Raw genomic sequence first — 25,106 nt, forward strand, 5'->3', positions numbered from 1 at the left:
TCCTCCCTCAGATGTTCGTGGCTTGCGTGGTGCGGAGGTTCTCCGCAAAGGCTCGCAGCGTGCGGTTGAACAGGTCCGGCTCCTCCAGATGCGGAGCATGGCCGGAGCGATCGAAGCGGACGGCCCGGGCCTCCGGAAGAGCCGCGACGAGATGGTCCGCGGTGTCCTCTCCATAGAGGCTGGAGCGGGCACCGTGGGCGATCAGTGTGGGATGGCGGATCCCGCGCAGCAGCGCGCGGACGTCCTGACCGACCAGCGACTCCCAGAGCGCGGCAATGGTAGCCGGATCGTTTCGCGCGAATTCGGCGCTCGCATAGGCGGCCAGCTCCCGGGTTCCCTCGGCGCTCGGATCGGCGAAGATGGCCTGCCCCGCGGCGGCGGCGAAGCTGGCGAAGTCGGCGCGGATCGCGGCCGTGCGCGCGGCGCACGCCTCGGCGGAGAGGCCGAGGTCCCATTCCTCGTCGTTGAGCACGCGCGCGGTCATGTCGACCACCACCGCACCGGCGAAGCGGCCGGCGGCGGCGCCGGCGAGGACGTGCCAGAGTATGGTGGCGCCGAGCGACCAGCCGAGGCCGATCGTTCCGTGGAGATCGAGCGCCTCGACCAGGCCGGAGACATCGGCGGCGATCCGCTCGATGGTTGGCCGCTCGCCGGGACGCGCCGAGGCGCCATGGCCGCGAAGGTCGATGCGGATCAGGCGGAAATGGTCCGCGAGCGCGGTCTGTTCACGAAAGAAGCCGCCATGGGCCATGAGCCCGTGCAGCAGCACGAGCGGGATGCCGCGGCCTTCGTCGCGATAGCAGATACGCGCCCCGTCCGATGCGATGAACGACCTCAAACCCTCTCCCCCGCCGCGCCTTTCGGTTCGGGCGCCGACCCGCCGTCCCTTGCCTAACATGAAAGTTGAGTCAATGTTCATGTTGATTGCCCGACGACATTGATCGGCCGGTGTTGCGGCCCTGCAGCAGCTAGGGGGATGGCCAGGCGGGCGCTTGGCCTTCGCCTTGCGCAAGCCGAACCGGCGCACGCTTGCGCAAAGCTGAAAGCCGGTTCAGTTTCTATGCCGGGAGGAAATGCATGAACGATCTCGGCCAGGCGGCCGTCTCGGCCGAAAAGGCGCCGCGCACCGAGCGAGGGCGCCGGACCGTGCGCAAGCTGCTCGAGGCGGCTGCGCAGGAGTTTGGCGAGCGGGGTTTCCACGAAGCGGCGATCACCGGGATAACCGCCCGCGCCGGTGTCGCGCTCGGCACCTTCTACACCTATTTCGGGAGCAAGGAGGAACTGTTCCGGGCCTTGGTCCGCGACATGAGCGACGCGGTGCGTGCCCATGTCGCCGAAGCCGTGGCCGGAGCGCCCGACCGCCTGGCGGCGGAGCGGATCGGCCTCGCCGCCTTCATTTCCTTCGTGCGGCGGCATCCCGAGCTGTACCGGATCATCGAGGAGGCGCAGTTCGTCGCCGAGGACGTCTACCGCGAGCATTATCTGACCTTCGTCGACGGCTATGGCCGCAACCTGGCCGCTGCGCGCGAACGAGGCGAGATTTCAGATGGCCCGGACGAGCTTCGCGCCTGGGCGCTGATCGGCATGAGCGTGTTTCTGGGCATGCGCTACGGAATCTGGAAGCCCGACCATACGCCCGAGCAGGTCGCCGACATGGCGATCGATCTCGTTTCCGAGGGCCTGAGGAAGAGATGAGGGCGGCGCTCGTCTTCGCGGCCGATCGCGCCGTCGCCTCGGGCGTCTCGGGATGACCGACGATCTTCCCGATCTGCTCGCCAAGCGGGCGGAACTGAGCCCGGGCAAGGTGGCGCTCGAGGAGTTGGGGTCGGGGCGGTCGCGCACCTATGCCGAGCTCGACGAGCGGGCCGGGCGCGTGGCAACGCTGATGGCCGCCCGCGGCGTCGGCAAGGGCGACCGGGTCGCTTTGCTCTGCCGAAACCGGATCGAGTTTTTCGAGCTGCTGTTCGGCTGTGCCCGGCTGGGAGCGGTGCTGGTTCCGCTGAACTGGCGCATGCCCCCGGCGGAGCTCGACGGCCTGATCGCCGACGCCGAGCCCCGGATTCTGGTCCATGGCGCGAGCGACGCGCAGACGGCGGCCCGGCTCTCCGATCCGCTGCCGCGGATCGGGCTGGACGAGGACTACGAACGGCTCATCGCGGCGGCATCGCCGGGCGGGCACCGGACGCGCTGGCCGGCGCGGTCCACCTGGTATCTCATCTACACGTCGGGAACGACCGGAAAGCCGAAGGGGGTGATCTACACCTACCGCATGGCTCTCGCCAATTACGTCAATATCGGATCGTGCATCGACCTCAGATCGACGGACCGCACCGTCTGCTTCCTGCCGCTCTTCCATACCGCCGGAATCAACCTGCACGCGCTTCCGGTGCTCATTGCCGGCGGGAAGGTGCGCCTGCTCGAGACCTTCGACGCGGAAGCGCTGGTGGCGCTGATCGAGGCGCGCGAGGTCGACGCCCTGTTCGCCGTGCCCACCGTCTATTCGGCGCTGCTCGACCATCCCCGCTTCCCTGCTGCGCCGCTCGACTCGGTTCGGCACTGGGGCTGCGGCGGCGCACCGCTTCCGAACGCCCTGGTCGAGCGCTATCGCGACCTGGGGATCAGGGTATGCAACGGCATGGGGATGACCGAGACAGGCCCCACCGCCTTCCTGCTCGACCCCGCCGACGCCTGGGACCGGATCGGGTCAGTGGGCAAGCCGCAACTCCTGTGCAGCGTCCGCATCGTCGACGCGCAGGGAGATGACGTGCCGGACGGCGAGGTCGGCGACCTCCTGTTCTCGGGGCCCGGCGTCACCCCGGGCTATTGGCGCAACGAAGCGGCGACCCGCGCCGCCTTCACCCCGGACGGCTGGCTGCGCTCGGGCGATCTCGCCCGGCGCGACGCCGACGGCTTCTATCATGTCGCCGGCCGCCGCAAGGAGATGTTCATCTCCGGCGGCGAGAACGTCTATCCGATCGAGGTGGAGAATGTGCTCGCCGCCCATCCAGCGGTGGCCGACGCCGCCGTGATCGCCGCGGCCGACCCGAAATGGGGCGAGGTCGGCCGCGCGTTCGTCCAGCTCGCGCGCGGCGGGCGGACCGATGCGGTCGAGCTCGCCGCCTTCTGCCGCGAGCGGCTGGCGCCCTACAAGGTCCCGCGCCGGTTCGACTTCGTCGAGGATTTCCCGCGCACATCCGCCGGCAAGATCCAGAAGCATCTGCTGGGACAGGAGACGGCCGAAGGCGGCGGCCGCGGAGAGCCGGTGCCCGGCCGGACCGATATGCCCAGCCCGGCCCAGGCCTCGTCACGTTGATTGACTTTTAACCGTTTCGCCCCCACATGGCCTCCAGCGAGGCGTCATGCAGCGTGAACAGGCGGCCTGCCCCGGATCCGTTCCGGGGGTCAACCGCCCCGGCTCCGCTTCGTATTCCAACGGCTTTCCCTTTTCACGCGGGTCAGCAGAACCCGCTGCGTTCCGCGCGCCATTCCGGCTGCGTGGATGCCGCACATGAGTGAGTTACCAGACCATGTCATTCCAGACTCTCGGGCTGTCGCAGCCCGTCCTCCAGGCGCTTGCCGCGAAGAATTATTCGCAGGCGACGCCGATCCAGATCCAGGCAATCCCGACCCTCCTGAAGGGCCGTGACCTGCTCGGCATCGCCCAGACCGGCACCGGCAAGACGGCGGCCTTCATGCTGCCTTCGATCGACCGGCTGCGGGCCACCAACCAGCGCGCCGGACCGCGGGCCTGCCGGATGCTCGTCCTCGCCCCGACCCGTGAGCTCGCCAGCCAGATCGCCGAGAGCGCCAGGGCCTACGGCCAGTTCTCGCAGATGCGCGTGGCGACCGTCTTCGGCGGCACCTCGATCGGCAAGAACCGCCAGGACGTCGCGCGCGGCGTCGATGTCCTCGTCGCCACGCCGGGCCGGCTGATCGACCTGGTGGAGCAGGGCTATCTGACGCTCCGCGAGGTGGAGATCCTCGTCCTCGACGAGGCCGACCAGATGCTCGACCTGGGTTTCATCCACGCGCTCAAGCAGATCGTCAAAATGGTTCCGGCCAAGCGCCAGACGCTGTTCTTCTCGGCTACCATGCCGAAGGCGATCAGCGAGCTCGCATCCCGCTTTCTTACCGATCCCGCCGAAGTGCGGGTGGCGCCCGCCGCCACCACCGCCGAGCGGGTCAACCAATATGTGAGCTTCGTCTCCCAGGCCGAGAAGCAGGCGCTGCTGACGATGATGATCCGCCTCGGCTTTTCGGAGAAGGGGTCGATGGAGCGCGTGCTCGTCTTCACCCGCACCAAGCATGGCGCCGACCGCGTCGTGAAGCTGCTCGCCGCCAGCGGAATCGCCGCAAACGCGATCCACGGCAATAAGAGCCAGCCGCAGCGCGAGCGTGCCCTGGCCGCATTCAAGTCCGGCGAGATCCGGATCCTGGTGGCGACCGACATCGCCGCGCGCGGCATCGACGTGTCGGGGGTCAGCCATGTGATCAATTTCGAGCTGCCCAACGTCGCCGAGCAATATGTCCACCGGATCGGTCGCACCGCCCGGGCGGGCGCGACCGGAGCCGCCGTCGCCTTCTGCGCCGAGGATGAGCGCGCCTATCTGCGCGACATCGAGAAGCTTACGCGCCAGAAGATCGAGGTGGTTCCGCTGCCGGCGAATTTCGCTGCCGAGGCGGCCCGCATCAAGGCGATCCGGCCGGCCGTGCCGCTGCGCGAGGAGCGGTCGCCGCGACAGGACGAGCGACGTCCCCGTCGTCCGCACGGACAGCGCGGCCGCTATGCGTCGGCGGTGAAGCCGACGGGCGGCGGCCGGAGGCGCGCCTCGCGCGGCTGACCGCGCAGCGGGGCGCTTCCCCTTGTCAGACAGGCGCTTCCCTGCTAACGGGCGCGCCTACGCTGCGGGGAACTGCTTCGCGGCGAAGCCATATTTTGTACGATAGACTATATCTTCACGGGCGCCGGACGCTGGTGCCCAGCGACAACTCATTTGGATAAGGAAGAGTGGCCACCCTTTATGCAGATCATCGTTCGCGATAACAATGTCGACCAGGCGCTGCGCGCCTTGAAGAAAAAGCTGCAGCGCGAGGGCGTGTACCGCGAGATGAAGCTGAGGCGCCATTACGAGAAGCCGTCGGAGAAGCGCGCCCGCGAGCGCGCCGCTGCGATCCGGCGCGCCCGCAAGCTCGAGCGCAAGCGGGCGGAGCGCGACGGCGTCCGCTGAGGCGACGCCCGGCTTCATTGCTTGGCTTAATGTACGGGCGGCGATAGATCATCGCCGCCCGTTCTTTTTCTGGGGGTCCCGATGTCCGTCACCGCCGTGCCGATTCGCCCGCTTGCCCGCGGCTCCGTGCTCAAGCTCTGGATCGGGCTCCTGGTCCTAGCGCTGGCCGCGGGGGCCATGGCGTGGATCGGCACCAGCGGCCAGCAGGTGATCACCACCGAATCCGGCCTGCGCTATCGAGTCGTCGAGGAAGGAACCGGCCCGACCGTCACCCCGGCAGACTTGGTCGCCCTTCGCTATCAGCTGCGCAAGGAGGACGGCACGCTCATCCAGGACAGCGACGACACCGGCCAGCCCTTCGTCACCGGGACGGAGGGCGTCTTCCCCGGCTTCGCCGAAGGCCTGCAGCTGATGCAGGCGGGCGGCCGCTACATATTGTGGCTCCCGCCGGGGCAGCATGTGCAGCAGGCGATGCCGCCGGGCGCGCCCTTCACGCCCGAGGATACGTTGGTTTTCGAGATCGAGGTCCTCCAGATCGCCCCCGGCATGGCGGCGATGCAGCAGATGATGGGCCCGCCGGGCGCAGGTCCGGAAGGCGGAGCGCCGGATGGCGCCGGGCCGCCGCCGGGCGGTGCCGGCGGGACCCCGGAAGGGCCGGCGGGGACAAACCCGTAAAGGCGCGAGCCGACCCTGCATTTTCCCTGAGTCTGGAACCCGCCAGGCGCGGACGGCCGATCGGCGGTAACGGAAAGCCTCGCTTCAACGCGCCGCAAGGCTCGATGCGAAGTGCGTCGCACGCCCTCGTCCAATGACCTTCCCTCCGGAGGGATGGCTCAGATAGCGGCCGCCGGTTCGTTCGGCCCTTCCGGCCCCTCCGCTTCCTCATGATCGTCGACGGATTTCTGCTCGAGGGCCGCCTTGAGCATGGCGACCAGGGGATCGGCGAGCGCGAGGCCGAGCAGGCCGAACAGGGCGCCGAAGATGAGCTGGGCGCCGAGCACGAGGGCGGGCGCGAGGTCGACCGTCTTGCGGGCGACGTAGGGGACGATCAGATAGCCATCGACGACCTGGACGATGGCGTAGACGGCAATGGCCCAGATTCCGGTCTGGAAGCCCGCGCTGAAGCCGACCAGCACGATCAGCACGCCCGAGATGATCGCGCCGATATTGGGCAGGAAGGCGAGCAGCCCGGTCAGCAGGCCGAGCAGCGCCGCCATCGGTACGCCGCCGACGGTCAGCAGGACCCATGTGCCGATTCCCTCGACCGCCATGCCGAGCAGCCGTCCCGCCATCAGCCGCCGCAGCGTACTGCCGACCCGGTCCGACGTGCGGTAGAAGCGCTCGCGCGTTTCGCTCGGCAGCATCCACGCGATGCCCCGTTCGTAGAGGTTGGGCTCGGCGGCGATGAAGAGGCCGATGACGACGATCATGACCAGATTGGTCAGTCCGCCCAGGGCGGTGCTGACCGCCGACGTGAGCCGTCCGAGCGAACTCAGGGCCTGCTGCATCAGCTGCTGCGGCTCGATCGACCGGACGCCGAGACCGTAGGTGGCGCCGATTTCCAGCAGGCGACTGATCTGGTCGGCGATGATGTCGCGAAGGGTGGCCGCCTGCGCGGCGAGCTGCACGCCCGCCAGCCATACCGTGCCGGCGAGGAAGGCGAGCGCCGCCAGAGCGACGATCAGCAGCCGCCAGCCGCGGGCGATCGGCAACACCCGCCCGAGCAGCCGCGTACCGCCGTCGAGGATCGCCGCGAAAACGATCCCGCCGAAGATGAGGAGCAGGGGCTGGGCGAGGAAGATGATGGCGAGGATCGCCAAGCCCATGGCGAACCAGACACTAGCTCGCTTGAGCTCGTGACGGATCAGCGGATCGCGCAGTTCCGACGGCCCCAGCGGCTGCGAGCCGGCCGGAGACGCCTCGTCCTTCACCGCGCCTCGGCTGCGGGCTCGATCCGATCGGGATGGAGCGAGCTGCCGGCGCGGCCGCCGCGGAGCGCCGTGAACCAGCTGATCGGATTGAAATAGCTCGAACTGCCGTCCAGCGAGAAGGTGATGAACTCGGCGCGGCCGCCGACATTCTCCCAGGGAACCGGCCCGCCCAGGCCCTGCTCGCGGGTCGGAAAGCGGCTGTCCGCGCTATGGTCCCGATTGTCGCCCATCAGGAAGACGTGACCCGGCGGGATGGTGGTGCGGGGAAAATCGTCCCCGGGGGAGTAGCCGACGTCGATCGTGTCGTAGAAGCGGCCATTGGGGAGATGTTCGCGAACGATCGGCAGCCGGCAATACATGCGCCCGTCCTCGCCGCGCACGAGATGGTTGCTGAAGCCGTCCGGTGTGCAGGGCAGGTTGGCGTCGACCGGGAACATGGCGGGCGGCCGCGGCTCGTGGCGCAGCTGCTGCCCGTTCAGATAGACGTCGCCCTCGATCAGCTCGATCGTGTCGCCCGGCAGGCCGATCACCCGCTTGATATAGTCGGAATTCTGACCCGGCGGCGTGGCGATGACGATGTCGCCGCGCTCGGGCATCCGGCCCCACAGCCGGCCCTCCGTAGGCGGGAAGATGTGGAAGGAAGGCGAAACCCAGGACCAGCCATAGGGATATTTGCTCACCACCAGCCGGTCCCCCTTCAGCAGCACCGGCATCATCGATTCCGACGGGATGTAGAAGGGCTTCGCGATGAAGCTGTGGAAGGCGAGCACGGCCAGGATGAGCCAGAAGATCGCCTTGATCTCCGCCCACCAGTCGGTGCCCTTCCTCGCCGGTCTTGTCGTGTCGGCGGGCGGCGATTCGCTCGGTTCGCGCGGATCCCCGGGGGCGGTGTCGGCCGCGTCGATGCGGTCGCGATCGGTCAAGTTAAACGCTCCTCGGACTCGGCGGTGATGACGACGACGGCCAGCGCGAACGGGTGGTCGTCGGTCATCGTGAGATGGATGCGAGCGACGTGGCCCGCCGGGGTGATGGCGTCAAGCCTCTCGCGCGCGCCGCCGGTCAGCTCCAGCGTCGGCTGGCCCGAAGGCAGGTTGACCACCCCTATGTCGCGCATGAAGACGCCGCGCTTGAAGCCGGTGCCGACCGCCTTCGAGAATGCTTCCTTGGCCGCGAAGCGCTTGGCGTAGGTGCCCGCCCGGGTGAACGGCCGCCGCTCCGCCCTTGCGCGTTCCGCGTCGGTGAAGACGCGGGCGATGAAGCGATCTCCGAACCGTACGAGCGACTTCTGGATCCGCTCGATATTGCACAGGTCCGAGCCGAGGCCGATGATCATGACGGCTCCGACAGGCCGTCACCCCAGCGAAAGCTGGGGCCCAAGCTGAGTCCGTGTGGGATGATGCGGGCGCATGGATCCCGGCTTTCGCTGGGACGACGGAAAAGGAGGCGCCTCAACCCCGTGCCTCGTCCATCAGCGCACGCATCTGCGCGACGCTCGCCTCGAGGCCGGTAAAGATCGCCTCGCCGATCAGGAAATGTCCGATATTGAGCTCGGCGATCTGCGGGATGGCGGCGACCGGCGCGACATTCTCGAAGGTGAGGCCGTGTCCGGCATGGGGCTCGATGCCGTTCCTCACCGCAAGCGCGGCGGCGTCGGCGATACGACGCAGCTCCGCCGCGCGCGCTTCGCCGTCGACATGAGCATAGCGGCCGGTGTGGAATTCCACGACCGGCGCACCGAGGCGCATCGCCGCCTCCACCTGCGCCGGATCGGGTTCTATGAACAGGCTGACGCGGACGCCTGCGGCACCGAGCCGATCCACGTAATAAGCGAGCTGGTCGTGCTGCCCCGCCGCGTCGAGACCGCCTTCCGTGGTCCGCTCTTCCCTCTTCTCGGGCACGATGCAGGCGGCGTGCGGGCGGTGGCGCAGCGCGATGTCGAGCATCTCCCCGGTCGCCGCCATTTCGAGGTTGAGCGGTATTTGCAGCTTCGCCATCAGCCGGTCGATATCCGCGTCCGTGATGTGGCGCCGGTCCTCGCGCAGATGAGCGGTGATTCCGTCGGCGCCGGCCGCCGCGGCGGCGAAGGCGGCGCGGACCGGATCGGGATGATCGCCGCCGCGCGCGTTCCTTATGGTCGCGACATGGTCGATATTGACCCCCAGGCGGAGGTGGGCCGACATTCTCGATCAGGCCGCCTTGCGGCTTCCCGGCTTCACCGCCGGGATGTCCGCCAGCTCCGGCGGCAGGGCGTCTGCGGGATAGGTCGGGACCGTGACCGTCGCCAGGGTGAAGAAGGGACGGCCGAGGTCGGCCGCGCCGGCCGACCGATCGACCAGGGCCGCTGCCGCGACGACCTCGCCGCCCGCGGCCTCCACCGCCTCGATCGCTTCGCGGGACGAGAGGCCGGTGGTGACGACGTCCTCGACGAGCAGGACCTTCTGGCCCGGCCGGACCTCGAAGCCGCGCCGAAGCTCGAAGCGGCCGGTGGGACGTTCGACGAAGATCGCCTCCACGCCGAGCGCCCGTCCCATTTCGTGACCGATGATCACGCCGCCCATCGCCGGAGAGACGACCAGCTCGATCTGGCTGCGCAGATCGCGCGGGATCGAAGCGGCCAGCGCCGTCGCCAGCCGCGAAGCCCGCATCGGATCCATCAGGACCCGAGCGCATTGCAGGTAGCGGCTGCTGTGCAGCCCCGAGGACAGGATGAAATGCCCTTCGAGCAGCGCGCCGGCGGCGCGGAATTCCGCGAGGACTTCCTCTTCGTTCATTGCGCTTCCCGGATCATGGCCCGCCGACCGCCTGATAGGGAAGCCACCGCCGCGCATCAAGCGTCCAGGATCCGTGCCCGACCCGGCCCGCGCGAATCGGCGTTGCGCGAAAAAATCCCCAAGATTTCATGGATGTGCAGTGGGAATCCCGCTAGAAACCGGGCGCTTTTCCCCCTTGCCGCATAAGGCGGCGCAACATGCTTGAGGGACGGGAGGAGCCTGCCTATAAGGCGCCCCGTCGCGCCGGCCCGGCGCTCGAATCCACCTGCCGTATTCGCCTGCGGCTCACAGGGGTTTAGATGAGAACGCTTTTCAAGCTCTTCGCCATTGCCGCTGCCCTGGGGCTCGCCCCGGCTGCGGCGCTAGGCCAGGCTGCCGCGCCGACTCAGGCGCCGCCGGCCCTCCAGCCGGCCGCAACGCCGACCGACTCGATCAGCGCCCAGTCGCAGGCCCAGCCGGCGCAGCCGGAGCAGTCGAGCGATCCCGCTTTGGCCCCGACCATCTCGACCGAGGAACCGAGCGACGCCCAGGTGGCCGAGTCGGTCACCTTCGCCAGCTCTGCCCGGTCCGAGATCGGCGTGGGCCAGCCCGACGGCCGGGCGGCGCTCCAGGACCAGTTCACGCCGATCGGCGAGGAAGCGGCCTGGTTCCACAACGTCATCCTGATGCCGGCCATCACGGCCATCACGCTGCTGGTCCTGGTCCTGCTCGCCTGGGTGATCATCCGCTATCGCCGCGCCGCCAATCCGACGCCGTCGCGCACCACCCACAACACGCTTCTCGAAGTGGCGTGGACGCTGGTGCCGGTGCTCATCCTGGTGGTGATCGCGGTGCCTTCGATCCGGCTGCTCGCCCACCAGTATTCGCCGCCCCAGGCGGACATCACGGTCAAGGCGATCGGCAACCAATGGTATTGGGAGTATGAATATCCCGATCTTGGCGTCCAGCTCGTCTCCAACATGCTCGAGGACGAGCAGGCCCAGGCCCGCGGCGAGCCGCGCCAGCTCGCGGTCGACGAGCGGATGGTGGTTCCGGCCGGAGCGACGGTGAAGGTGATCGTCACGTCGAACGACGTCATCCACGCCTGGGGAGTCCCGGCCTTCTGGACCAAGATCGACGCGGTTCCCGGAAGGCTGAACGAGACCTGGTTCAAGACGGACCGGCCCGGCATCTATTACGGCGTCTGCTACGAGCTTTGCGGCGTGCGTCACGGCTATATGCCTATCGCCGTCGAGGTCGTCCCGCCCGAGCAGTTCGCGGCCTGGGTCGCCTCCAAGGGCGGTACCATGCCCGGCGCGGCTCCCGCCCAACCGGCAGCCGCGGCGCAGCCGGCGGTCGCGGCCGGTGAGGCCACCGAGGCGACGCCCGCTCCCTCCAATACCGTCGAAGCTCCGGCGCAGCAGGCGCCGGTGCTCTCGCGCGAAAGCACCCAGACCGAATAAGGCGGCCAGACAGATATGACCGACACCACCGCTAACGCCGCCCATTTCGAGGCCAGCGCAAGCCACGCGCATCACGATGCGGACCACAAGCCGGGCTTCTTCGCTCGCTGGTTCATGTCGACCAACCACAAGGATATCGGGACGCTCTACCTGATCTTCGCGATCATCGCGGGGATCATCGGCGGCACCATTTCCGGCCTGATGCGCTGGGAGCTGGCCGAACCCGGCATCCAGTATCTCGAAGCCTGGGCGGGTGTCATGAGTCCCGGCGCGACCTTCGACGAAGGCCTCCATCTGTGGAACGTGCTGATCACGGCGCATGGCCTCATCATGGTGTTCTTCATGGTGATGCCGGCGATGATCGGCGGATTCGGCAACTGGTTCGTCCCGCTCATGATCGGCGCGCCCGACATGGCCTTCCCGCGGATGAACAACATCTCCTTCTGGCTGCTGCCGCCGGCCTTCATCATGCTCCTGGGCTCGGCCTTCGTTCCCGGCGGCAACGGCCTCGGCGCGGGCGTCGGCTGGACGGTCTATGCGCCGCTGTCGACCAGCGGATCGAGCGGACCCGCGGTCGACATGGCGATCTTCGCGCTCCACCTTGCGGGCGCCTCGTCGATCCTCGGCGCTATCAACTTCATCACCACCATCTTCAACATGCGGGCGCCGGGCATGACCCTGCACAAGATGCCGCTGTTCGTCTGGTCGGTGCTGGTCACCGCCTTCCTGCTGCTGCTGGCGCTGCCGGTGCTGGCCGGCGCGATCACCATGCTGCTGACCGACCGCAACTTCGGCACCCACTTCTTCGACGCGGCGGGCGGAGGCGACCCGGTCCTCTACCAGCACCTGTTCTGGTTCTTCGGCCATCCCGAGGTCTACATCATGATCCTGCCGGGCTTCGGCATGATCAGCCACATCGTCGCCACGTTCAGCCGCAAGCCGGTGTTCGGCTATCTCGGCATGGCCTATGCGATGGTCGCGATCGGCGTGATCGGCTTCGTCGTGTGGGCGCACCACATGTTCACGGTCGGCATGGACGTGAACACCAAGATGTACTTCACGGCGGCCACGATGGTGATCGCGGTGCCGACCGGCATCAAGATCTTCAGCTGGATCGCCACCATGTGGGGCGGCTCGCTGACCTTCCAGACGCCGATGCTGTGGGCGCTGGGCTTTATCTTCATGTTCACCGTGGGCGGCGTCACCGGCGTCGTGCTCGCCAATGGCGGCATCGACACCTACATGCACGACACCTATTATGTGGTGGCCCACTTCCACTATGTGCTGTCGCTCGGAGCCGTCTTCTCGCTGTTCGCGGGCTGGTACTACTGGTTCGGCAAGATGTGGGGCCGGCAGTATAACGAGTTTCTCGGTCAGCTCCATTTCTGGCTGTTCTTCGTCGGCGTGAACATCGTCTTCTTCCCGATGCACTTCCTCGGAATGGACGGCATGCAGCGGCGCGTGCCCGATTATACCGACGCGTTCGCGTCCTGGAACGAGATCGTCTTCTACGGCTTCCTGCTGGTGATCGCCGGCATGGCGGTGTTCTTCATCAACATCTTCTGGTCGCTGTTCGCGGGCAAGAAGATGCCGGACAATCCGTGGGGCGAGGGGGCGACGACGCTGGAATGGACCCTGTCCAGCCCGCCGCCGTTCCACCAGTTCGAGACGCTGCCGAAGATCGACTGATCGCGTGTGCCCTCCCGTCCGCGGGAGGGGAAAGGGGGCTGAGAAGGCATGGCGGCACGCATGCCCACCCCTGCATCCCCTCCCGCTCGCGGGCGGGGAGGAAAAGAGCAAAGAATGACGACGACGACCGCAACCCCCCGGACGCTTCCTGCCGAATGGCGGGACTTCGTCGAATTGACCAAGCCGAAGGTGATGCGCCTGGTGGTGTTCACCGGCCTGTGCGGTCTGCTCGCCGCGCCGGTGACGATGCACCCCGTCCTCGCCTTCACCGCCGTCTTGTGCATCGCCCTGGGCGCCGGCGCGGCGGGGGCGCTCAATCAATGGTACGAGTCCGACATCGACGCGGTGATGAAGCGCACCCGGTCGCGGCCGTTGCCGGCAGGACGAATGGACCGCGAATCCGCTCTGCATTTCGGAGTCGGGCTGGGGATCTTCTCGGTCCTGCTGATGGGATTGGCGACCAACTGGTTCGCCGCCGGCGTGCTCGCCGTCTCCATCCTGTTCTATGTCCTGGTCTATACGGTGTGGCTGAAGCGCCGCACGCCGCAGAACATCGTCATCGGCGGCGCCGCCGGCGCCTTTCCACCCCTGGTGGGCTGGGCCGCGGCGACCGGCCAGGCGGACCTGCTCCCCTTGCTCCTGTTCGCCATCGTCTTCCTGTGGACGCCGCCGCATTTCTGGGCGCTGTCGATGTTCGTCCGCTCTGACTATGCGAAAGCGGGCGTGCCGATGCTGCCGGTGGTCGCCGGCGTGGGGGCGACGCGCGTGCAGATCGTGCTCTACAGCCTGCCGATGGCGGCGGCCGCGGTGGCGCCCTGGCCGCTCGGCCTTGCCGGCGCGGTCTACGGTCTCGCCGCCGTGGCGTTCAGCCTGATCTTCCTCGCGCTCGCGTTCAGGGTGCTCGTCAACCGTTCCGCCGAGCCGGCGGAGATGAAGCCGGAGAAGCAGCTCTTCGCTTTCTCGATCCTGTATCTCTTCGTGCTGTTCGGCGCGCTCGTCGCCGACAAGCTGCTGATGCCATGAGCGCGCCCGACCCCGACACCGACGAGATCCGCCGACGTCAGCGCGCCCGAGCGATCGTGATGGGGCTGGCGCTGGGCGGCTTCGTCATCCTGCTCTATTTCATCACCATTGCGAGGATGGGCGCACAATGAGGGCGGATGTCGCGCATCGGAACGGCCGGACCGCCGCGATCGCGGCGCTCATCGCCATAGCCATGGTCGGCCTCGCCTTCGCGAGCGTGCCGCTCTACCGGATCTTCTGCCAAGTCACCGGCTTCGCCGGGACGACCCAGCGCGCCGAGGCCGATGCCGTGCCCGGCGCGGTCGGGCGGATGATCAGCGTGCGCTTCGACGCCAATACCTCGTCGGCTTTGCCCTGGACGTTCGAACCGGTCGACACGCACCGCCGCGTCGCCATCGGGGCGCGCAACATCGCGCTCTACACGGCGCGCAACGAATCGGACCGGCCGGTCACCGGCACGGCGACGTTCAACGTGACCCCGACCCAGGCGGGGCAATATTTCTCGAAGATCCAGTGCTTCTGCTTCACCGAGCAGACCCTGTCGCCGGGCCAGGAAGTGCGCATGCCGGTGATCTTCTTCGTCGACCCGGCGATCCTGGACGATCCGGACGCGCGCGACATCAGCGAGATCACCCTTTCCTACACCTTTTACCCCGTGGACCAGCCCGAGGCTGGCAGCTAGAGACCTTCACCGCCGGGCGGCGGCCGCCGACCCGCTGAAAGAGAGAATAGGGACGTAAGAATGGCCGGAGCGAAGAACCATCCCTACCACATCCTACCGCCCAGCGTGTGGCCGCTGGTCGGCTCCGTGTCGGCGCTGGTGTTGTTCGGCGGGCTCGTCATGTGGATGCACGACAATCCGTTCGGCACCTACCTGTTCTTCGCCGGCGTCCTCGGCGTGATCTTCACGATGTTCAGCTGGTGGGCCGACGTGATCCGGGAGGCGCATTCGGGCGATCACACGCCGATCGTCCAGCTCCACCTGCGCTACGGCATGATCCTGTTCATCGCTTCCGAAGTGATGTTCTTCGTCGCCTGGTTCTGGGCCTATTTCAACGCAGCGCTCTTTCCGCCGGAGGTCGATGCCGTCGGCGGGGTCTGGCCGCCCGAGGGCATGCATGTCATGGACCCGTTCGGCTGGCCGCTGCTCAACACCCTGATCCTGCTCTGCTCGGGGACGACCGTCACCTGGGCGCACCATTCGCTGATCCACGGCGACCGGCGCGGCCTCATCAACGGTCTGTGGGCGACGATCGGGCTCGGCGTCATCTTCACCGGCGTTCAGGCCTACGAGTATCTGCACGCGCCGTTCGGCTTCACCGACAACATCTACACGTCGGCCTTCTACATGGCGACGGGCTTCCACGGCGCCCATGTCATCATCGGCACGATCTTCCTGATCGTCTGCCTGGCGCGCGCCTACAAGGGACACTTCACCCCGACCCAGCATTTCGGCTTCGAGGCGGCCGCCTGGTATTGGCATTTCGTCGACGTCGTCTGGCTGTTCCTGTTCCTGTGCATCTATATCTGGGGCGGCTGGGGCGCCGAATATCACTAAGCTTCGCCGCGGGCTTCGGCCGGTGAAAATTCCGGGGCTCCTGCTGGGAAGCAGGGGCCCCTTTTCCCATATGCAAGCCCATGGATACTGACATCCGGCCGCTCGCAACGGCGCTGCGGGGCGGCTGCCCGCGCTGCGGCAATAGCGGCCTGTTCGCCGGCCTCGTCACCTTCGCGCCCCGATGCCGTGCCTGCGGGCTGGACTTCCAGTCCTTCAACGTCGGCGACGGCCCGGCTGCTTTCCTGATCTTCATCGTCGGCGGCATAGTCGTCGCGCTCGCCATCCTGACCGAGCTCTCCGCATCGCCGCCCTGGTGGATCCATGTCCTGCTCTGGCTGCCGCTCACAATCGTGCTGACGCTGAGTCTGCTGCGGCTTTCCAAGGCGGCCCTGCTCGCGCTCGAATATCGCCATCGCGCGCGCGAGGGACGAATCAAGCGGGAGGAATCGTGAAGCGAATCCCGATCGTCGCGACGCTCCTGGTCGCCGCCGCGGTGGCGACCATGATCGGCCTTGGCTTCTGGCAGCTCCAGCGCGCCGAATGGAAGGACCGAATGCTCGCCGATTATGCCGCCGCCGCGGCCCTTCCGGCCCTCGACCTCGATCCGTTGCTGGCGCGGGGTAGCGCGGACCTGCCGACGCTCGCTTTCCGGCGGGTTCTGGTCACCTGCCGGGCGCGGGATGCGGCGCCGGACCTTCGCGGCGGTCGCAGCCGAAACGATCAGGGTGCCGGCGGCTACAGCTATTTCGTGCCGTGCCGCCCCGGAGCGCAGGGTCTCGCCGGGCGCCTGGTGGTCAACGCCGGCTGGTCGCCGCTTCCCGACGATCGCCGGAGGATCACGCTGGACGGAATCGTGGCCGGGACTCTGGGCTCGGCCGAGGCGGAGGGGCCGATCGTGCTCACCAGCGCCTCCGCCGTGCCGCCGCTCGTGCCGAGCGCTTCGCCCACGATCGAGCAGATCCCCAACAATCACCTCGCCTACGCCTCTCAATGGTTCTTCTTCGCGGCGGCGGCGGCGGCGATCTACTGGCTCGCGCTCCGGCGGCGGGGGGGCTGACCGTCCTCGGTCCCCTGCGGTTCCGGCCGAAGCAGACGCTAGCATCCTTGCAGCCCTCCCTCCCGCATCCTAGGTGGGAGCGCTCATGATGCACCTTACCGTCCTGGCGAACGGCCTTTGCGTCGCGTCCCGCCGCATGCCCAGCGTGGAGACCGTCGCGGTGGGCCTCTATGCCGATGCCGGATCGCGCCACGAGCCGGCGCGGGTCAATGGCGTCGCCCATCTTTTCGAGCATATGCTGTTCAAGGGCGCGGGCGGCCGATCGGCGCGGGAGATCAGCGAAGCGATCGAGGATGTCGGCGGCGACCTCAACGCCGCGACCGACCGTGAGGGAACGAGCTTTACCGCGTCGCTGCTGGCCGAGCATCTCCCACTGGGGATAGAGCTCCTTTCCGACATGGTGCTGCACCCGCATTTCGATTCCACGGAGCTGGAACGCGAGAAGGAGGTGGTGCTGCAGGAGCTCGCCGAGGCCCGCGACACGCCCTCGGACATCATCTTCGACGAACTCTGGGCCGCCGCCTTTCCCGATCAGCCGATCGGCCGGTCGGTTCTGGGCGACGAAGCGAGCATCGCCGCGATCACGGCCGACGACCTCCACCAATGGCGCGGCGGCCTGTATCGCAGCGGCAGCCTCTATCTCGTGGCTGCGGGCAAGGTCGATCATGATACGCTGGTCCGGCTTGCGGAAAAGCATTTCGCCGGTCTTCCCGAAGGCGTGATCGATGCGGCCGAACCTGCGCGGTTCGCCGGCGGCCGCCGCACCGGCCGGACGCGTGCCGATCAGGCTCACCTCGCATCGGCTTATGCGGGTCCGGCGCAGACCGACCCGGATTATTATGCCGCGCGCCTGTTTGCCGACCTGGTCGGCGGCGGAGCCTCGTCGCGCCTGTTCCAGGCGGTCCGTGAGGATCGCGGGATGGCTTATTCGGTATGGGCGTCGCTCCATCCCTATCGCGATACCGGAATCTTCCATGTCTACGCCGCGACGGCCCGGCGCGAGGCGGCCGCGGCCGCGGCCCTGATCGAGGAGGTGGTCGCCGAAGCGGTCGAAGGCGCAACGCCGCGCGAGCTCGAACGCGCCCGCATGCAGGCCAAGGCAGGGCTGCTCATGTCGCTGGAAAGCAGCTGGGGGCAGGCCGCCTATGTCGCCCGGCAGCTCTCGGTCCACGGTCGCCTGGTCGAGCCCGCCGAGGTGGTTCGCGACCTCGAGCGGGTGACGCTGGACCAGGTGCGGGCGGCGGGCGCGCGGATGCTCGCCGGTCCGCGTGCGAGCGCCACGATCGGCCTGCCCGCGGTCCGGGCCGCGTGACCTTCTCTTTATTGGTCGCCGAGCCCTGGGCCGACTACGCCCTGGTCGATTCCGGCCATGGCCGGAAGCTCGAGCGCTACGGATCCTATCGATTCATCCGGCCCGAGCCGCAGGCGATGTGGGCGCCCGCCGCGGACGACTGGGATGCCGACGGCGAGTTCGTGCCGGGATCGGACGAGGAAGGCGGCGGCCGCTGGCAGTTCGCCCGCCCGGTGCCTCGCGAAGGCTGGAATCTGGGCTGGGAGGAGGTTCGCTTCCGGGCCCAGTGCACGCCTTTCCGTCATCTCGCATTCTTTCCCGACATGGCGCCGCAATGGGCATGGATGCGCGAGCGGCTCGGCGCAGGCCCGTCGGGGCAGGCCGAGGCGCTGAACCTGTTCGGCTATACCGGCGTGGGGACGCTGGCCATGGCGGCCGCCGGCGCGCGGCTGGTCCATGTCGATGCGTCGAAGAAGTCGGTCGAGGCGGGCAAGGCCAATGCCGCCTTGTCGGGCATGGCGGACCGGCCGATCCGCTGGCTGGTCGACGATGCCGCCAAGTTCACCGCGCGCGAGGTGCGCCGCGGCCGCCGCTATGACGGGATCATTCTCGATCCGCCCAAATATGGCCGGGGCCCCGAAGGCGAGGTGTGGCGGCTGGAGGAAGACCTTCCGGGCCTGATCGCCGACTGTCGGCGGCTGCTCGACACGGACAGCCGCTTCCTCGTTCTCACCGTCTATGCGGTGCGCATGTCGGCATTGGCGATCGGCGAGCTGCTGGGCCAGGCCCTCGGCAACCTGGGCGGACGGATAGACTATGGCGAGATGGCCGTGCGCGAGGAAAAGAGGGGGCTCCTGCTCCCGACGGCGATCTTCGCACGGTGGAGCCTCTAGTTCCTTTCCCGGGCGTCGGAGGACAAGGGGGGATCGTCTCAGCTCCGCCGGATAGCGGGCAAGGAACCGATTCCCTTCGCGCACGGTTTGGCCGCCATGCCGCGCTACTATTTCCACCTGCACAACGACATGGATGTGAGCGACGAGGAAGGTATGGGCCTTCCCGACCTGGAGGCGGCGCGGGAGCAGGCGCTGGAGAATGCCCGCGTCATGGCATGCGTGAGCATCAAGGAACAGGGCAACGTCAATCTCGACCATTATATCGAGGTGACGGACGAGCGCGGAGAGGCGTTGTTCAAGCTGACGTTTCGAGAGGCCTTCACGGTCACCGGTTGACGTCGTGAATGGCGCGACCTTCGCGCCGAGCGGCGCCCCGAGACGATCAAGCCCTTCCCGAGCTTCGGGATGGCGAGGTACGTCCGGCTAGTCCCTCCCGGCCCGGATCGCTGCCCCGGCCACGAACGGCGCCCCGGCCACCAGCAGCAGCGAGACGGCGCCAAGCAATTGCAGCGCTCCACCCTGATTGCCGCGCTCGACGAGGCCGGCGCCGAAGATGAGAAGAGGCACGGCAAGGGGCAGCATCAGGAGACCGGCAAGGGCACCGCCACGGCGCAGGCCGGCCGTGAGGGCGGCCACCCCCAGGGTCAAGGCGGCGAGGCCGGGCGTTCCCACCAGCAGGCCGAGCTCGAGCCGGACGAGGACATCCTGCGGCAGCTTCATCAGCGCGGCAGCGGGCAGAGCAGCGACCATCAGCGGGGGGCCGAAGCTCAGCCAGTGACCGGCGAGCTTGGCGAGCGCCACCGCTTCTTCGGAGACTCCGCGTATCGCGAGCTGATCGAGCATACCGGCGGCGCGGTCCGGTTCGACGAGCCGGTCGACCGGAAGCAAAGCGGCGAGCAAGGCGGCCATCCACAAGGCGCCGCCGCCGGTCCGCGCGAGCAAGGGCCCGTCCGGCCCGACGGCGAACGGAAAGAGGGTGGCGACCAGCAGGAAGAAGACGAGCGGCAGCAGGAACGCGCCGCCGGCGGCGCTCTGCCTGAGCTCGCGAAGGACGAGCCCGATCACCCGAGCTCCAGCTTCTGCGCGCCGTCGAGGCCGATCGGCTGGTGCGAGGCGGCGAGTACCGCGCCGCCCGCCGCCCGGTGCGCCGCCGCGGCGGCGGCGAGCCGATCGCGCCCTTCGGAGTCGAGCCCGTTGGCGGGCTCGTCGAGCAGCCAGAGCGGCGCGCCGCTTGCCGCGACCCGCGCCAGCACGGCCCGCTTGCGCTGACCGGTGGAGAGCATTCGAACCGGCACCTCGGCCAGATAGGCGAGGCCCATCGCCCCGATGGCCGGTGCCAGGTCCGCGCCGTCGAGGCGCGCCCAGAAGGCCAGCGCGTCGCCGAGCCGCTGGCGCTCGTCGAGCGCGGGATGCTCGTCGGCGAGCGCGCAGCGACCCGCCTCGACCGTCCCGGCCGTCGGCCGCAACAGCCCGGCGCAGATCCGCAGGAGGCTCGACTTGCCGGCGCCGTTGGGGCCGGTGATCATCATCGCTTCGCCGGGGCCGAGGGTCAGGCCAAGCCCTTCGAACAGCAGCCGGCCGCCGCGCCGCCCGGTGACGCCTTCCAGCCGCAGAAGCGCGCTCAGGGTTCGCCTCCAGCCTGCGCTTCGATGGCGTGCATGTCGGCGTCGGAGAATCCGAAATGGTGGCCGGCCTCGTGCACGATGACATGGGTGATGAGCGCCTCGAGGCTGACTCCGGTCTCCGCCCATTCGTCGAGCAGGGGGCGGCGATAAAGGTGGATCATCGGCGGCAGCTCGCCCGATGCCCAGCTGCTCTGCTTGTCGAGCGAGCGGCCGCTATAGAGGCCCGAAATCTCGAACGGGTCGTCGATGCCGAAGGCCTTCAGCACCTCCTCGTCGGGAAATTCCTCGACGCGCAGCACCACGCCTTTCAGGTGGGAGCGGAACAGATCGGGAAGCCGCGCGATCGCCTCGTCGGCGAGCCGCTCTATCTCGGCCGCATCCGGCGCGTAGGTTTGACGTTGCCCCATCGAAGAGCGACATAGGGCGGCGAGGCCAAGGGAGGAAGAGGCGGTGCCGAAGCTTGACGATGCACGCAGGGCGGAAGCGCTGGAGGCGCTGGCAGGCTGGACCCATGAAGCCGGGCCGGACGCGATCGCCAAAAGCTTCCGCTTCGCCGATTTCAGCGAAGCCTTCGCCTTCATGACCCGGGTCGCGCTGGAGGCGGAGAAGGCCGATCATCACCCGGAATGGACCAATGTCTGGAACCGGGTCGACATCCGCCTCACCACCCACAGCGCCGGCGGGCTCACCGACAAGGACATGGCGCTGGCGCGGAAGATCGAGGCGATCGGCGGCGGAAACTAGCCGTCGGCCCGCCCGTCGCCCAGCGGCTTGCCCAAAGCCGGCGCCCTCACTAGATGGACGATCTTCCTGGGCATGCGGAGCGGTGGCCGAGTGGTCGAAGGCGCTCGCCTGGAAAGTGAGTATACGGCAAAACCGTATCGAGGGTTCGAATCCCTCCCGCTCCGCCACTTCGGAACAAGGGGCACTCCGCCCGCCGCCGGGGCTACGCCGTTCGCGGCGAGGACGCGCAACAGGGTGCCCTTCGAGCCCATGATGCGGACTTCCTCGCGATTCGACTTCCACCCGCTGCGCGGGCGCACGCAGATGATCGCGCCGGTAGCCGCCGTCCTCCGGCCGGATACGTCGCCGCGCGGTAGTGGCGAAGTCGCGCAGCATCGTCGGCGTAATCGCCTGCTGGGCCGAGCTTATCAGGAACGCCGACCCGCGCTCGGCATCGACCCCGCCTGGTCGCGGGTCGCCTTCAACCCGTCCATGCGATCCTTGAGCGCCGGGTGACCGAGTTCGGCGACTCCGCTTTCGATTGCATCATAGAGTCGCTTCAAACGCAGCCCGGTCCCCGCAGCGCGCCGGTTCAGCTCCGCGATCCAGAACCTCGGACAACACGACTTCAAGCCTGTCTGGATCGAGCAGCCGTTCCGCCAGATGATTGGCGACAAGATCGTCCAACCACTCCATCGCCACGGTCCTGCCTTCACACGCCGTCACGCCCTGCCGCGCCTTCATCGATCGCTGGGCGGCCGACCCACACAGGGCCGAGCCGAGCCGATCGGAAATCGGGCATAATCGAGCAAGTCGTCCGGGCAGTATGCAGGGCGGCGCGGCGTTCGGCGACGAGGCTTGCGAGCGAACACGCCCACTTCGACGCTCGTGACCGGCACGCGGTCGAGCCAATCGTCGGTGACGGTCCAGGTCGAAAGATCGACGTGACCATGCATACAGCGTGCGCCCGCCTTCCTCTCGCGCAAAGGCTCCGACACAGCGTAGCGCAGATAGGGGCGGACGGCGGCGCGGTTCATGGCTCGCCCACGGATTGACCACCGTGATGCCGCAGTCAGCGAAGTCGGCGACGTGCGAGTCGCCAGCCGCGCCCCTCGCGAACGGACGATGGCCGCGATCAGCGCGTCGATCTGGCTGATCGGCTGACCGCCCTTCCGCCGCTCGGCCGCGATCTCGGGATAGGCGTTGGCTGCATCGGAATCGAACGGCAGCTCGCGCCCGGCGAGATCGACATCGAACATCGGCTGCGCGGCTGCCATTAGCGCATCGCGGCGGCGTCCTTCGGGCAGCAGCGCCAGACCGTAGAAGATTTCCGCCTGCGTCAGCGTAGTCGTGAACACCCCCGCAATCGGCTGCTCGCCCATCCAGGCGATCACCGCCGCGTCCGGCTCGCACCGCGAATGAACCCGTTCCCGGCCAGCGTCGTTTTGACCCCGCCCGCGATCGCTCCAAGATGGGCATTCCTATCGAACGCCCCAATTTTAGGATGGCGCAACTTAGCGTTGCTTGTTCAATTTCGAGTGCGCGCGCGGCTCGGTAGAAACTGCCATGATCCGCCGCCGCAACGGCGTATCGAAGCCGGCGAATATCGAATGACACGTCTACGACAGTCGCTCCGACTGTGATTTCACACCATCGCTCAGTTGCCGCACGATATTTGTGGCTTTGCGGATCTCAGCTTCGCTGAGATTAAGGCCCATAGCCGATGCGATCAGAAGGAACTCGGCGTTGAGTTCGCGGTAGCGCGCGTCGCCTTTGCATGTAAGCCGCACGAGCTTCGAACGCCGATGCTTCGGATTATCGATGAATTCCACAAGTCCCTCGGCCGCAAGCTCATCGGCCAGCCGCTGCATGCGCTGACGACTGGTGGGCCGCATCTGGGCAATTTGCGGCACAGTGAGCGGTCCAAGCAGCGCGAGGCTTCGCATGAAGCCGAAGGCGCCGCCGCCCCAGCTCGTGATAAGCCCCGTCTTCTGGCCGAGCGCCCGTATCCTGAAGAAACACTGGGCCACTTGGAGCATCAACTCCGCGATCGACTCGGCTTCGCTATCGACGATTGAAGCCGCGCCCTTTGCTGGAGCCGCACTGGTCTTGTCTTTTGCCGACGCCATCCCCGCCGTTCTCTTCTGCTGCACCTGTCGTTCCAATTGACAACGTGGTTGTCAAGTTGCAGCATGACACCTTAGTTGTCATACCGAGCCGGCTTTGGATTCTGTAGACCTCCAGCATTTGTGGGAGAATGAATGGGTGCGGACACGGCTGGGGAGAGCGAGAGCCGCCTTGGAGTCGCTGGCGGCACCGCGCGACCCATCCTTCTGTTTCCGGCAGCACTTCTGCTCGGCTTCGCTTGGGATCACCTGCTGCGCTTGCCGTTCCCTGTTTCGAGAACCGGCATGTCCCATTGGATAAGCGCCGCAATCGCCGGTTTCCTGATACTCATTGGTATTTCGGTCTTTGCCGCAGGCGTCCGCAGCCTTTCCCGCGCTGCGACTCCGTTACCCACGAACCAGCCTGCCCGTGTGTAAGAACGCAGATCCTATGCGTGTTTCGACGCCCGGGGTGATATCTCGCCTGGTTGTTATCGGCGTTTTGTCGCTTGTGCTTGCCTCCTGCGCAACGATCCCGACTCCCGAAGAGGCCAACGACGCCGTTCTGACCCTCCGACAATATAGAAGCTGGGCGTGGGCCGCGGGTATTGTGCTCATCTGGGCTGATGTGGTGCTGCCGGTGCCGCAGACTGCTGTGATCGCCGCACTTGGCATCATCTATGGGACGCTGCTCGGCGGATTGTTGGGCAGCATCGCCCTAATCACCGGCGGCCTTCTCGGCTATGGCCTGATGCTCACTTCTGCGCGGCGTGTCGTGCTTCGCCTTGCTGGGCCTCACTCTCTGCAAAAGGCCGAGGGACTGTTCGATCGGAGCGGTGCTTGGGCAATCATCCTCACCCGCAGTTTTCCCTACAGCAGCGCCGAGATCATGGTCTTTCTCGCCGGACTTGCGCGCATGCCGATGAAGAAGTTTGTCGCAGCGCTGACCATCGGCAGCGTGCCCACGGCATTCGTTTTTGCGGCGATTGGCGATGGTTGGGCGGCCCAGCCGATCGTGGCGCTGGTTGTAAGCTACGTGCTCCCCGTCCTGATGCTGCCCATGGTGCTTTATGTTCTCAGGCAGGGGTCCAGGTAGAAATGTCGACACTGGTCATCGTTCTCCGCGTCGTCTCCCTGTTAGCCTTTGCGGCAACCATGTTGCTGACTGACGGCGGGCGTGATCGTAAACGTAGCAGGGACGGTGACCAGCGTCGCGGCGACCGAGTTCCGGTCACCGCGAACTTCGCGGCTTTCGGACTGTTCCTCGCTCTCCTGGCTACCTTCACCGGCGACCCTGAGGATCCGGCGGCCTTGCCGCTGGCGCTGTGCGGATGCCTTTTCGCATTAGTAGGGGCGGCTTTCGTTCTCAGGTCCCGGGCGGCGCTCGGCGCGGCATGGAGCTTCGTGCCCGTGGCAGATCGAAGAACAGGCCCCATCACGACAGGCCCGTATCGCCTCGTACGTCACCCCATCTATCTCGGCCTGTCGCTATGGGCGATGGGCGTAGCCGTCGCCTTCAGCAACTGGGCCACCGTCGCAACTGTATTTTGCGCGATTTTGCCGACCTTCCTTTGGCGTGCAAGGGCGGAGGAAAAGCTGCTGGCCGCTACGTTTGGCGAGCGTTATGCTCATTACCAAGCGCTAACCAAGATGATGATCCCCTATCTTCTGTAAACCTTGGAAACTCGGGTTGAGCGAGCTGACCCGGCACTTTGGCCTCAATTTCCGATAGCCCGCGCTTCGGACCACCGTTTGAAGCAGGCGGGCGGG

General features: G+C 67.3%; 31 protein-coding genes, 1 tRNA gene and 1 pseudogene. 20 read left to right on the plus strand and 13 right to left on the minus strand.

The genetic code is table 11. The annotated features are described in order from the left end of the window. Nucleotides 1-7: 7 nt before the first annotated feature. Entirely contained in the window at nt 8-838 is an 831-nt protein-coding gene (locus EKM57_RS09995) for an alpha/beta fold hydrolase (protein ID WP_165357323.1), read from the minus strand. A 239-nt stretch (nt 839-1,077) separates the two neighbouring features. Here EKM57_RS09995 and EKM57_RS10000 point away from each other — a divergent pair, with 239 nt between their 5' ends. The 5 genes from EKM57_RS10000 (at nt 1,078) to EKM57_RS10020 (ending at nt 5,903) form a co-directional block, all read left to right on the plus strand. Next, on the plus strand, nt 1,078-1,695 hold the full coding sequence (locus tag EKM57_RS10000) for a TetR/AcrR family transcriptional regulator (RefSeq protein WP_129792349.1): 618 nt from the start codon (nt 1,078-1,080) through the stop codon (nt 1,693-1,695). A 52-nt stretch (nt 1,696-1,747) separates the two neighbouring features. After that, complete coding sequence (locus EKM57_RS10005; RefSeq protein ID WP_129792350.1) at nt 1,748-3,313, plus strand: class I adenylate-forming enzyme family protein; 1,566 nt, start codon at nt 1,748-1,750, stop codon at nt 3,311-3,313. Between the two features lie 214 nt (nt 3,314-3,527). Next, nucleotides 3,528-4,841, plus strand: a complete 1,314-nt coding sequence (locus EKM57_RS10010) for a DEAD/DEAH box helicase (RefSeq protein WP_129792351.1) — start codon at nt 3,528-3,530, stop codon at nt 4,839-4,841. 180 nt (nt 4,842-5,021) lie between these two features. Next, nucleotides 5,022-5,228: a 30S ribosomal protein S21 gene (gene rpsU, locus EKM57_RS10015; protein WP_010126124.1), complete on the plus strand. Its 207-nt coding sequence runs from the start codon at nt 5,022-5,024 to the stop codon at nt 5,226-5,228. An 81-nt stretch (nt 5,229-5,309) separates the two neighbouring features. Continuing rightward, nucleotides 5,310-5,903 (plus strand): FKBP-type peptidyl-prolyl cis-trans isomerase, encoded by a 594-nt coding sequence (locus EKM57_RS10020; RefSeq protein ID WP_129792352.1) that lies wholly within the window; start codon nt 5,310-5,312, stop codon nt 5,901-5,903. Between the two features lie 158 nt (nt 5,904-6,061). On the opposite strand, the gene EKM57_RS10025 is transcribed toward EKM57_RS10020, so the two are convergent. From EKM57_RS10025 to pyrE, 5 genes are all read right to left on the minus strand, one after another. Next, a complete protein-coding gene (locus tag EKM57_RS10025; protein WP_243450973.1) occupies nt 6,062-7,159 on the minus strand; it encodes an AI-2E family transporter in 1,098 nt (365 codons plus the stop codon). Further along, nucleotides 7,156-8,064 (minus strand): signal peptidase I, encoded by a 909-nt coding sequence (gene lepB, locus EKM57_RS10030; RefSeq protein ID WP_129792406.1) that lies wholly within the window; start codon nt 8,062-8,064, stop codon nt 7,156-7,158. Before lepB ends, EKM57_RS10025 begins: the two co-directional genes overlap by 4 nt. A gap of 14 nt (nt 8,065-8,078) precedes the next feature. Continuing rightward, entirely contained in the window at nt 8,079-8,492 is a 414-nt protein-coding gene (gene acpS, locus EKM57_RS10035) for a holo-ACP synthase (RefSeq protein ID WP_129792353.1), read from the minus strand. A 115-nt stretch (nt 8,493-8,607) separates the two neighbouring features. After that, nucleotides 8,608-9,339, minus strand: coding sequence for a pyridoxine 5'-phosphate synthase (locus EKM57_RS10040; RefSeq protein WP_129792354.1), 732 nt, complete (start codon nt 9,337-9,339; stop codon nt 8,608-8,610). A gap of 6 nt (nt 9,340-9,345) precedes the next feature. Then, the gene (gene pyrE / locus EKM57_RS10045) at nt 9,346-9,930 is read right to left on the minus strand and encodes an orotate phosphoribosyltransferase (protein ID WP_129792355.1); all 585 of its coding nucleotides are present in this window, start codon (nt 9,928-9,930) and stop codon (nt 9,346-9,348) included. A gap of 299 nt (nt 9,931-10,229) precedes the next feature. Here pyrE and coxB point away from each other — a divergent pair, with 299 nt between their 5' ends. The 11 genes from coxB to EKM57_RS10095 all read left to right on the plus strand — a co-directional run bounded on the left by coxB (nt 10,230) and on the right by EKM57_RS10095 (nt 19,219). Beyond that, the gene (gene coxB, locus EKM57_RS10050; RefSeq protein WP_129792356.1) at nt 10,230-11,372 is read left to right on the plus strand and encodes a cytochrome c oxidase subunit II; all 1,143 of its coding nucleotides are present in this window, start codon (nt 10,230-10,232) and stop codon (nt 11,370-11,372) included. Between the two features lie 15 nt (nt 11,373-11,387). Continuing rightward, nucleotides 11,388-13,061, plus strand: a complete 1,674-nt coding sequence (gene ctaD, locus EKM57_RS10055) for a cytochrome c oxidase subunit I (protein ID WP_129792357.1) — start codon at nt 11,388-11,390, stop codon at nt 13,059-13,061. Nucleotides 13,062-13,175: 114 nt separating this feature from the next. Then, the gene (locus EKM57_RS10060) at nt 13,176-14,084 is read left to right on the plus strand and encodes a heme o synthase (protein WP_129792358.1); all 909 of its coding nucleotides are present in this window, start codon (nt 13,176-13,178) and stop codon (nt 14,082-14,084) included. Continuing rightward, a complete protein-coding gene (locus EKM57_RS22665; RefSeq protein ID WP_256386879.1) occupies nt 14,081-14,215 on the plus strand; it encodes a hypothetical protein in 135 nt (44 codons plus the stop codon). The genes EKM57_RS10060 and EKM57_RS22665 overlap by 4 nt, the downstream gene beginning before the upstream one ends. Next, on the plus strand, nt 14,212-14,766 hold the full coding sequence (locus EKM57_RS10065; RefSeq protein ID WP_129792359.1) for a cytochrome c oxidase assembly protein: 555 nt from the start codon (nt 14,212-14,214) through the stop codon (nt 14,764-14,766). The genes EKM57_RS22665 and EKM57_RS10065 overlap by 4 nt, the downstream gene beginning before the upstream one ends. Nucleotides 14,767-14,826: 60 nt before the next feature. After that, nucleotides 14,827-15,642, plus strand: coding sequence for a cytochrome c oxidase subunit 3 (locus EKM57_RS10070; protein WP_129792360.1), 816 nt, complete (start codon nt 14,827-14,829; stop codon nt 15,640-15,642). An 80-nt stretch (nt 15,643-15,722) separates the two neighbouring features. Beyond that, complete coding sequence (locus tag EKM57_RS10075) at nt 15,723-16,094, plus strand: DUF983 domain-containing protein (RefSeq protein WP_129792361.1); 372 nt, start codon at nt 15,723-15,725, stop codon at nt 16,092-16,094. Next, nucleotides 16,091-16,699, plus strand: a complete 609-nt coding sequence (locus EKM57_RS10080) for an SURF1 family cytochrome oxidase biogenesis protein (protein WP_129792362.1) — start codon at nt 16,091-16,093, stop codon at nt 16,697-16,699. Before EKM57_RS10075 ends, EKM57_RS10080 begins: the two co-directional genes overlap by 4 nt. A gap of 85 nt (nt 16,700-16,784) precedes the next feature. Then, the gene (locus EKM57_RS10085) at nt 16,785-18,011 is read left to right on the plus strand and encodes a pitrilysin family protein (RefSeq protein ID WP_129792363.1); all 1,227 of its coding nucleotides are present in this window, start codon (nt 16,785-16,787) and stop codon (nt 18,009-18,011) included. After that, a complete protein-coding gene (locus EKM57_RS10090; protein ID WP_129792364.1) occupies nt 18,008-18,883 on the plus strand; it encodes a class I SAM-dependent methyltransferase in 876 nt (291 codons plus the stop codon). Before EKM57_RS10085 ends, EKM57_RS10090 begins: the two co-directional genes overlap by 4 nt. Nucleotides 18,884-18,979: 96 nt before the next feature. After that, a complete protein-coding gene (locus tag EKM57_RS10095; RefSeq protein WP_129792365.1) occupies nt 18,980-19,219 on the plus strand; it encodes a hypothetical protein in 240 nt (79 codons plus the stop codon). Nucleotides 19,220-19,306: 87 nt separating this feature from the next. On the opposite strand, the gene EKM57_RS10100 is transcribed toward EKM57_RS10095, so the two are convergent. From EKM57_RS10100 to EKM57_RS10110, 3 genes are read right to left on the minus strand one after another with little or no spacing between them, the layout of a single operon-like run. Continuing rightward, nucleotides 19,307-19,948 carry a heme exporter protein CcmB gene (locus EKM57_RS10100; RefSeq protein ID WP_129792366.1) on the minus strand — a complete coding sequence of 214 codons (642 nt, stop codon included), beginning with the start codon at nt 19,946-19,948 and terminating at the stop codon, nt 19,307-19,309. Continuing rightward, complete coding sequence (ccmA, locus tag EKM57_RS10105; protein WP_243450984.1) at nt 19,945-20,508, minus strand: heme ABC exporter ATP-binding protein CcmA; 564 nt, start codon at nt 20,506-20,508, stop codon at nt 19,945-19,947. The genes EKM57_RS10100 and ccmA overlap by 4 nt, the downstream gene beginning before the upstream one ends. Further along, the gene (locus tag EKM57_RS10110; protein WP_129792368.1) at nt 20,505-20,915 is read right to left on the minus strand and encodes a metallopeptidase family protein; all 411 of its coding nucleotides are present in this window, start codon (nt 20,913-20,915) and stop codon (nt 20,505-20,507) included. Before EKM57_RS10110 ends, ccmA begins: the two co-directional genes overlap by 4 nt. A gap of 43 nt (nt 20,916-20,958) precedes the next feature. Between EKM57_RS10110 and EKM57_RS10115 the strand changes: the two genes are divergently transcribed. Further along, complete coding sequence (locus EKM57_RS10115) at nt 20,959-21,252, plus strand: 4a-hydroxytetrahydrobiopterin dehydratase (protein WP_129792369.1); 294 nt, start codon at nt 20,959-20,961, stop codon at nt 21,250-21,252. A gap of 76 nt (nt 21,253-21,328) precedes the next feature. Then, nucleotides 21,329-21,419, plus strand: a tRNA-Ser gene (locus EKM57_RS10120). Between the two features lie 358 nt (nt 21,420-21,777). On the opposite strand, the gene EKM57_RS22235 is transcribed toward EKM57_RS10120, so the two are convergent. The 4 genes and pseudogenes from EKM57_RS22235 to EKM57_RS10135 form a co-directional block, all read right to left on the minus strand. Continuing rightward, nucleotides 21,778-21,975 carry a hypothetical protein gene (locus EKM57_RS22235; RefSeq protein WP_206185390.1) on the minus strand — a complete coding sequence of 66 codons (198 nt, stop codon included), beginning with the start codon at nt 21,973-21,975 and terminating at the stop codon, nt 21,778-21,780. Continuing rightward, nucleotides 21,972-22,625: a PIN domain-containing protein gene (locus EKM57_RS22240; protein WP_206185377.1), complete on the minus strand. Its 654-nt coding sequence runs from the start codon at nt 22,623-22,625 to the stop codon at nt 21,972-21,974. Before EKM57_RS22240 ends, EKM57_RS22235 begins: the two co-directional genes overlap by 4 nt. A 73-nt stretch (nt 22,626-22,698) precedes the next feature. Then, a pseudogene (locus EKM57_RS22785) lies at nt 22,699-22,848 on the minus strand (LysR family transcriptional regulator); the annotation flags it as partial. A gap of 2 nt (nt 22,849-22,850) precedes the next feature. Beyond that, a complete protein-coding gene (locus EKM57_RS10135) occupies nt 22,851-23,384 on the minus strand; it encodes a MarR family winged helix-turn-helix transcriptional regulator (protein ID WP_129792370.1) in 534 nt (177 codons plus the stop codon). A 403-nt stretch (nt 23,385-23,787) separates the two neighbouring features. On the opposite strand from EKM57_RS10135, the gene EKM57_RS10140 reads away from it, so the two are divergent. Together EKM57_RS10140 and EKM57_RS10145 are read left to right on the plus strand one after the other, a co-directional pair. Then, a complete protein-coding gene (locus EKM57_RS10140; RefSeq protein WP_129792371.1) occupies nt 23,788-24,432 on the plus strand; it encodes a TVP38/TMEM64 family protein in 645 nt (214 codons plus the stop codon). Between the two features lie 2 nt (nt 24,433-24,434). Continuing rightward, nucleotides 24,435-25,010, plus strand: coding sequence for an isoprenylcysteine carboxylmethyltransferase family protein (locus EKM57_RS10145; RefSeq protein ID WP_129792372.1), 576 nt, complete (start codon nt 24,435-24,437; stop codon nt 25,008-25,010). Nucleotides 25,011-25,106 lie beyond the last annotated feature (96 nt).

The organism is Sphingosinicella sp. CPCC 101087 (genome assembly GCF_004151485.1).
Lineage (GTDB): Bacteria > Pseudomonadota > Alphaproteobacteria > Sphingomonadales > Sphingomonadaceae > Allosphingosinicella.

What these genes read in the sequence shown, in the direction of transcription:
- EKM57_RS10000 (WP_129792349.1), top strand. Translation starts at nt 1,078, where the DNA reads ATGAACGATCTCGGCCAGGCGGCCGTCTCGGCCGAAAAGGCGCCGCGC.
- EKM57_RS10005 (WP_129792350.1), top strand. Translation starts at nt 1,748, where the DNA reads ATGACCGACGATCTTCCCGATCTGCTCGCCAAGCGGGCGGAACTGAGC.
- EKM57_RS10010 (WP_129792351.1), top strand. Translation starts at nt 3,528, where the DNA reads ATGTCATTCCAGACTCTCGGGCTGTCGCAGCCCGTCCTCCAGGCGCTT.
- rpsU (WP_010126124.1), top strand. Translation starts at nt 5,022, where the DNA reads ATGCAGATCATCGTTCGCGATAACAATGTCGACCAGGCGCTGCGCGCC.
- EKM57_RS10020 (WP_129792352.1), top strand. Translation starts at nt 5,310, where the DNA reads ATGTCCGTCACCGCCGTGCCGATTCGCCCGCTTGCCCGCGGCTCCGTG.
- acpS (WP_129792353.1), bottom strand. Translation starts at nt 8,492, where the DNA reads ATGATCATCGGCCTCGGCTCGGACCTGTGCAATATCGAGCGGATCCAG.
- EKM57_RS10040 (WP_129792354.1), bottom strand. Translation starts at nt 9,339, where the DNA reads ATGTCGGCCCACCTCCGCCTGGGGGTCAATATCGACCATGTCGCGACC.
- pyrE (WP_129792355.1), bottom strand. Translation starts at nt 9,930, where the DNA reads ATGAACGAAGAGGAAGTCCTCGCGGAATTCCGCGCCGCCGGCGCGCTG.
- coxB (WP_129792356.1), top strand. Translation starts at nt 10,230, where the DNA reads ATGAGAACGCTTTTCAAGCTCTTCGCCATTGCCGCTGCCCTGGGGCTC.
- ctaD (WP_129792357.1), top strand. Translation starts at nt 11,388, where the DNA reads ATGACCGACACCACCGCTAACGCCGCCCATTTCGAGGCCAGCGCAAGC.
- EKM57_RS10060 (WP_129792358.1), top strand. Translation starts at nt 13,176, where the DNA reads ATGACGACGACGACCGCAACCCCCCGGACGCTTCCTGCCGAATGGCGG.
- EKM57_RS22665 (WP_256386879.1), top strand. Translation starts at nt 14,081, where the DNA reads ATGAGCGCGCCCGACCCCGACACCGACGAGATCCGCCGACGTCAGCGC.
- EKM57_RS10065 (WP_129792359.1), top strand. Translation starts at nt 14,212, where the DNA reads ATGAGGGCGGATGTCGCGCATCGGAACGGCCGGACCGCCGCGATCGCG.
- EKM57_RS10070 (WP_129792360.1), top strand. Translation starts at nt 14,827, where the DNA reads ATGGCCGGAGCGAAGAACCATCCCTACCACATCCTACCGCCCAGCGTG.
- EKM57_RS10075 (WP_129792361.1), top strand. Translation starts at nt 15,723, where the DNA reads ATGGATACTGACATCCGGCCGCTCGCAACGGCGCTGCGGGGCGGCTGC.
- EKM57_RS10085 (WP_129792363.1), top strand. Translation starts at nt 16,785, where the DNA reads ATGATGCACCTTACCGTCCTGGCGAACGGCCTTTGCGTCGCGTCCCGC.
- EKM57_RS10095 (WP_129792365.1), top strand. Translation starts at nt 18,980, where the DNA reads ATGCCGCGCTACTATTTCCACCTGCACAACGACATGGATGTGAGCGAC.
- EKM57_RS10110 (WP_129792368.1), bottom strand. Translation starts at nt 20,915, where the DNA reads ATGGGGCAACGTCAAACCTACGCGCCGGATGCGGCCGAGATAGAGCGG.
- EKM57_RS22235 (WP_206185390.1), bottom strand. Translation starts at nt 21,975, where the DNA reads ATGAAGGCGCGGCAGGGCGTGACGGCGTGTGAAGGCAGGACCGTGGCG.
- EKM57_RS10140 (WP_129792371.1), top strand. Translation starts at nt 23,788, where the DNA reads ATGCGTGTTTCGACGCCCGGGGTGATATCTCGCCTGGTTGTTATCGGC.
- EKM57_RS10145 (WP_129792372.1), top strand. Translation starts at nt 24,435, where the DNA reads ATGTCGACACTGGTCATCGTTCTCCGCGTCGTCTCCCTGTTAGCCTTT.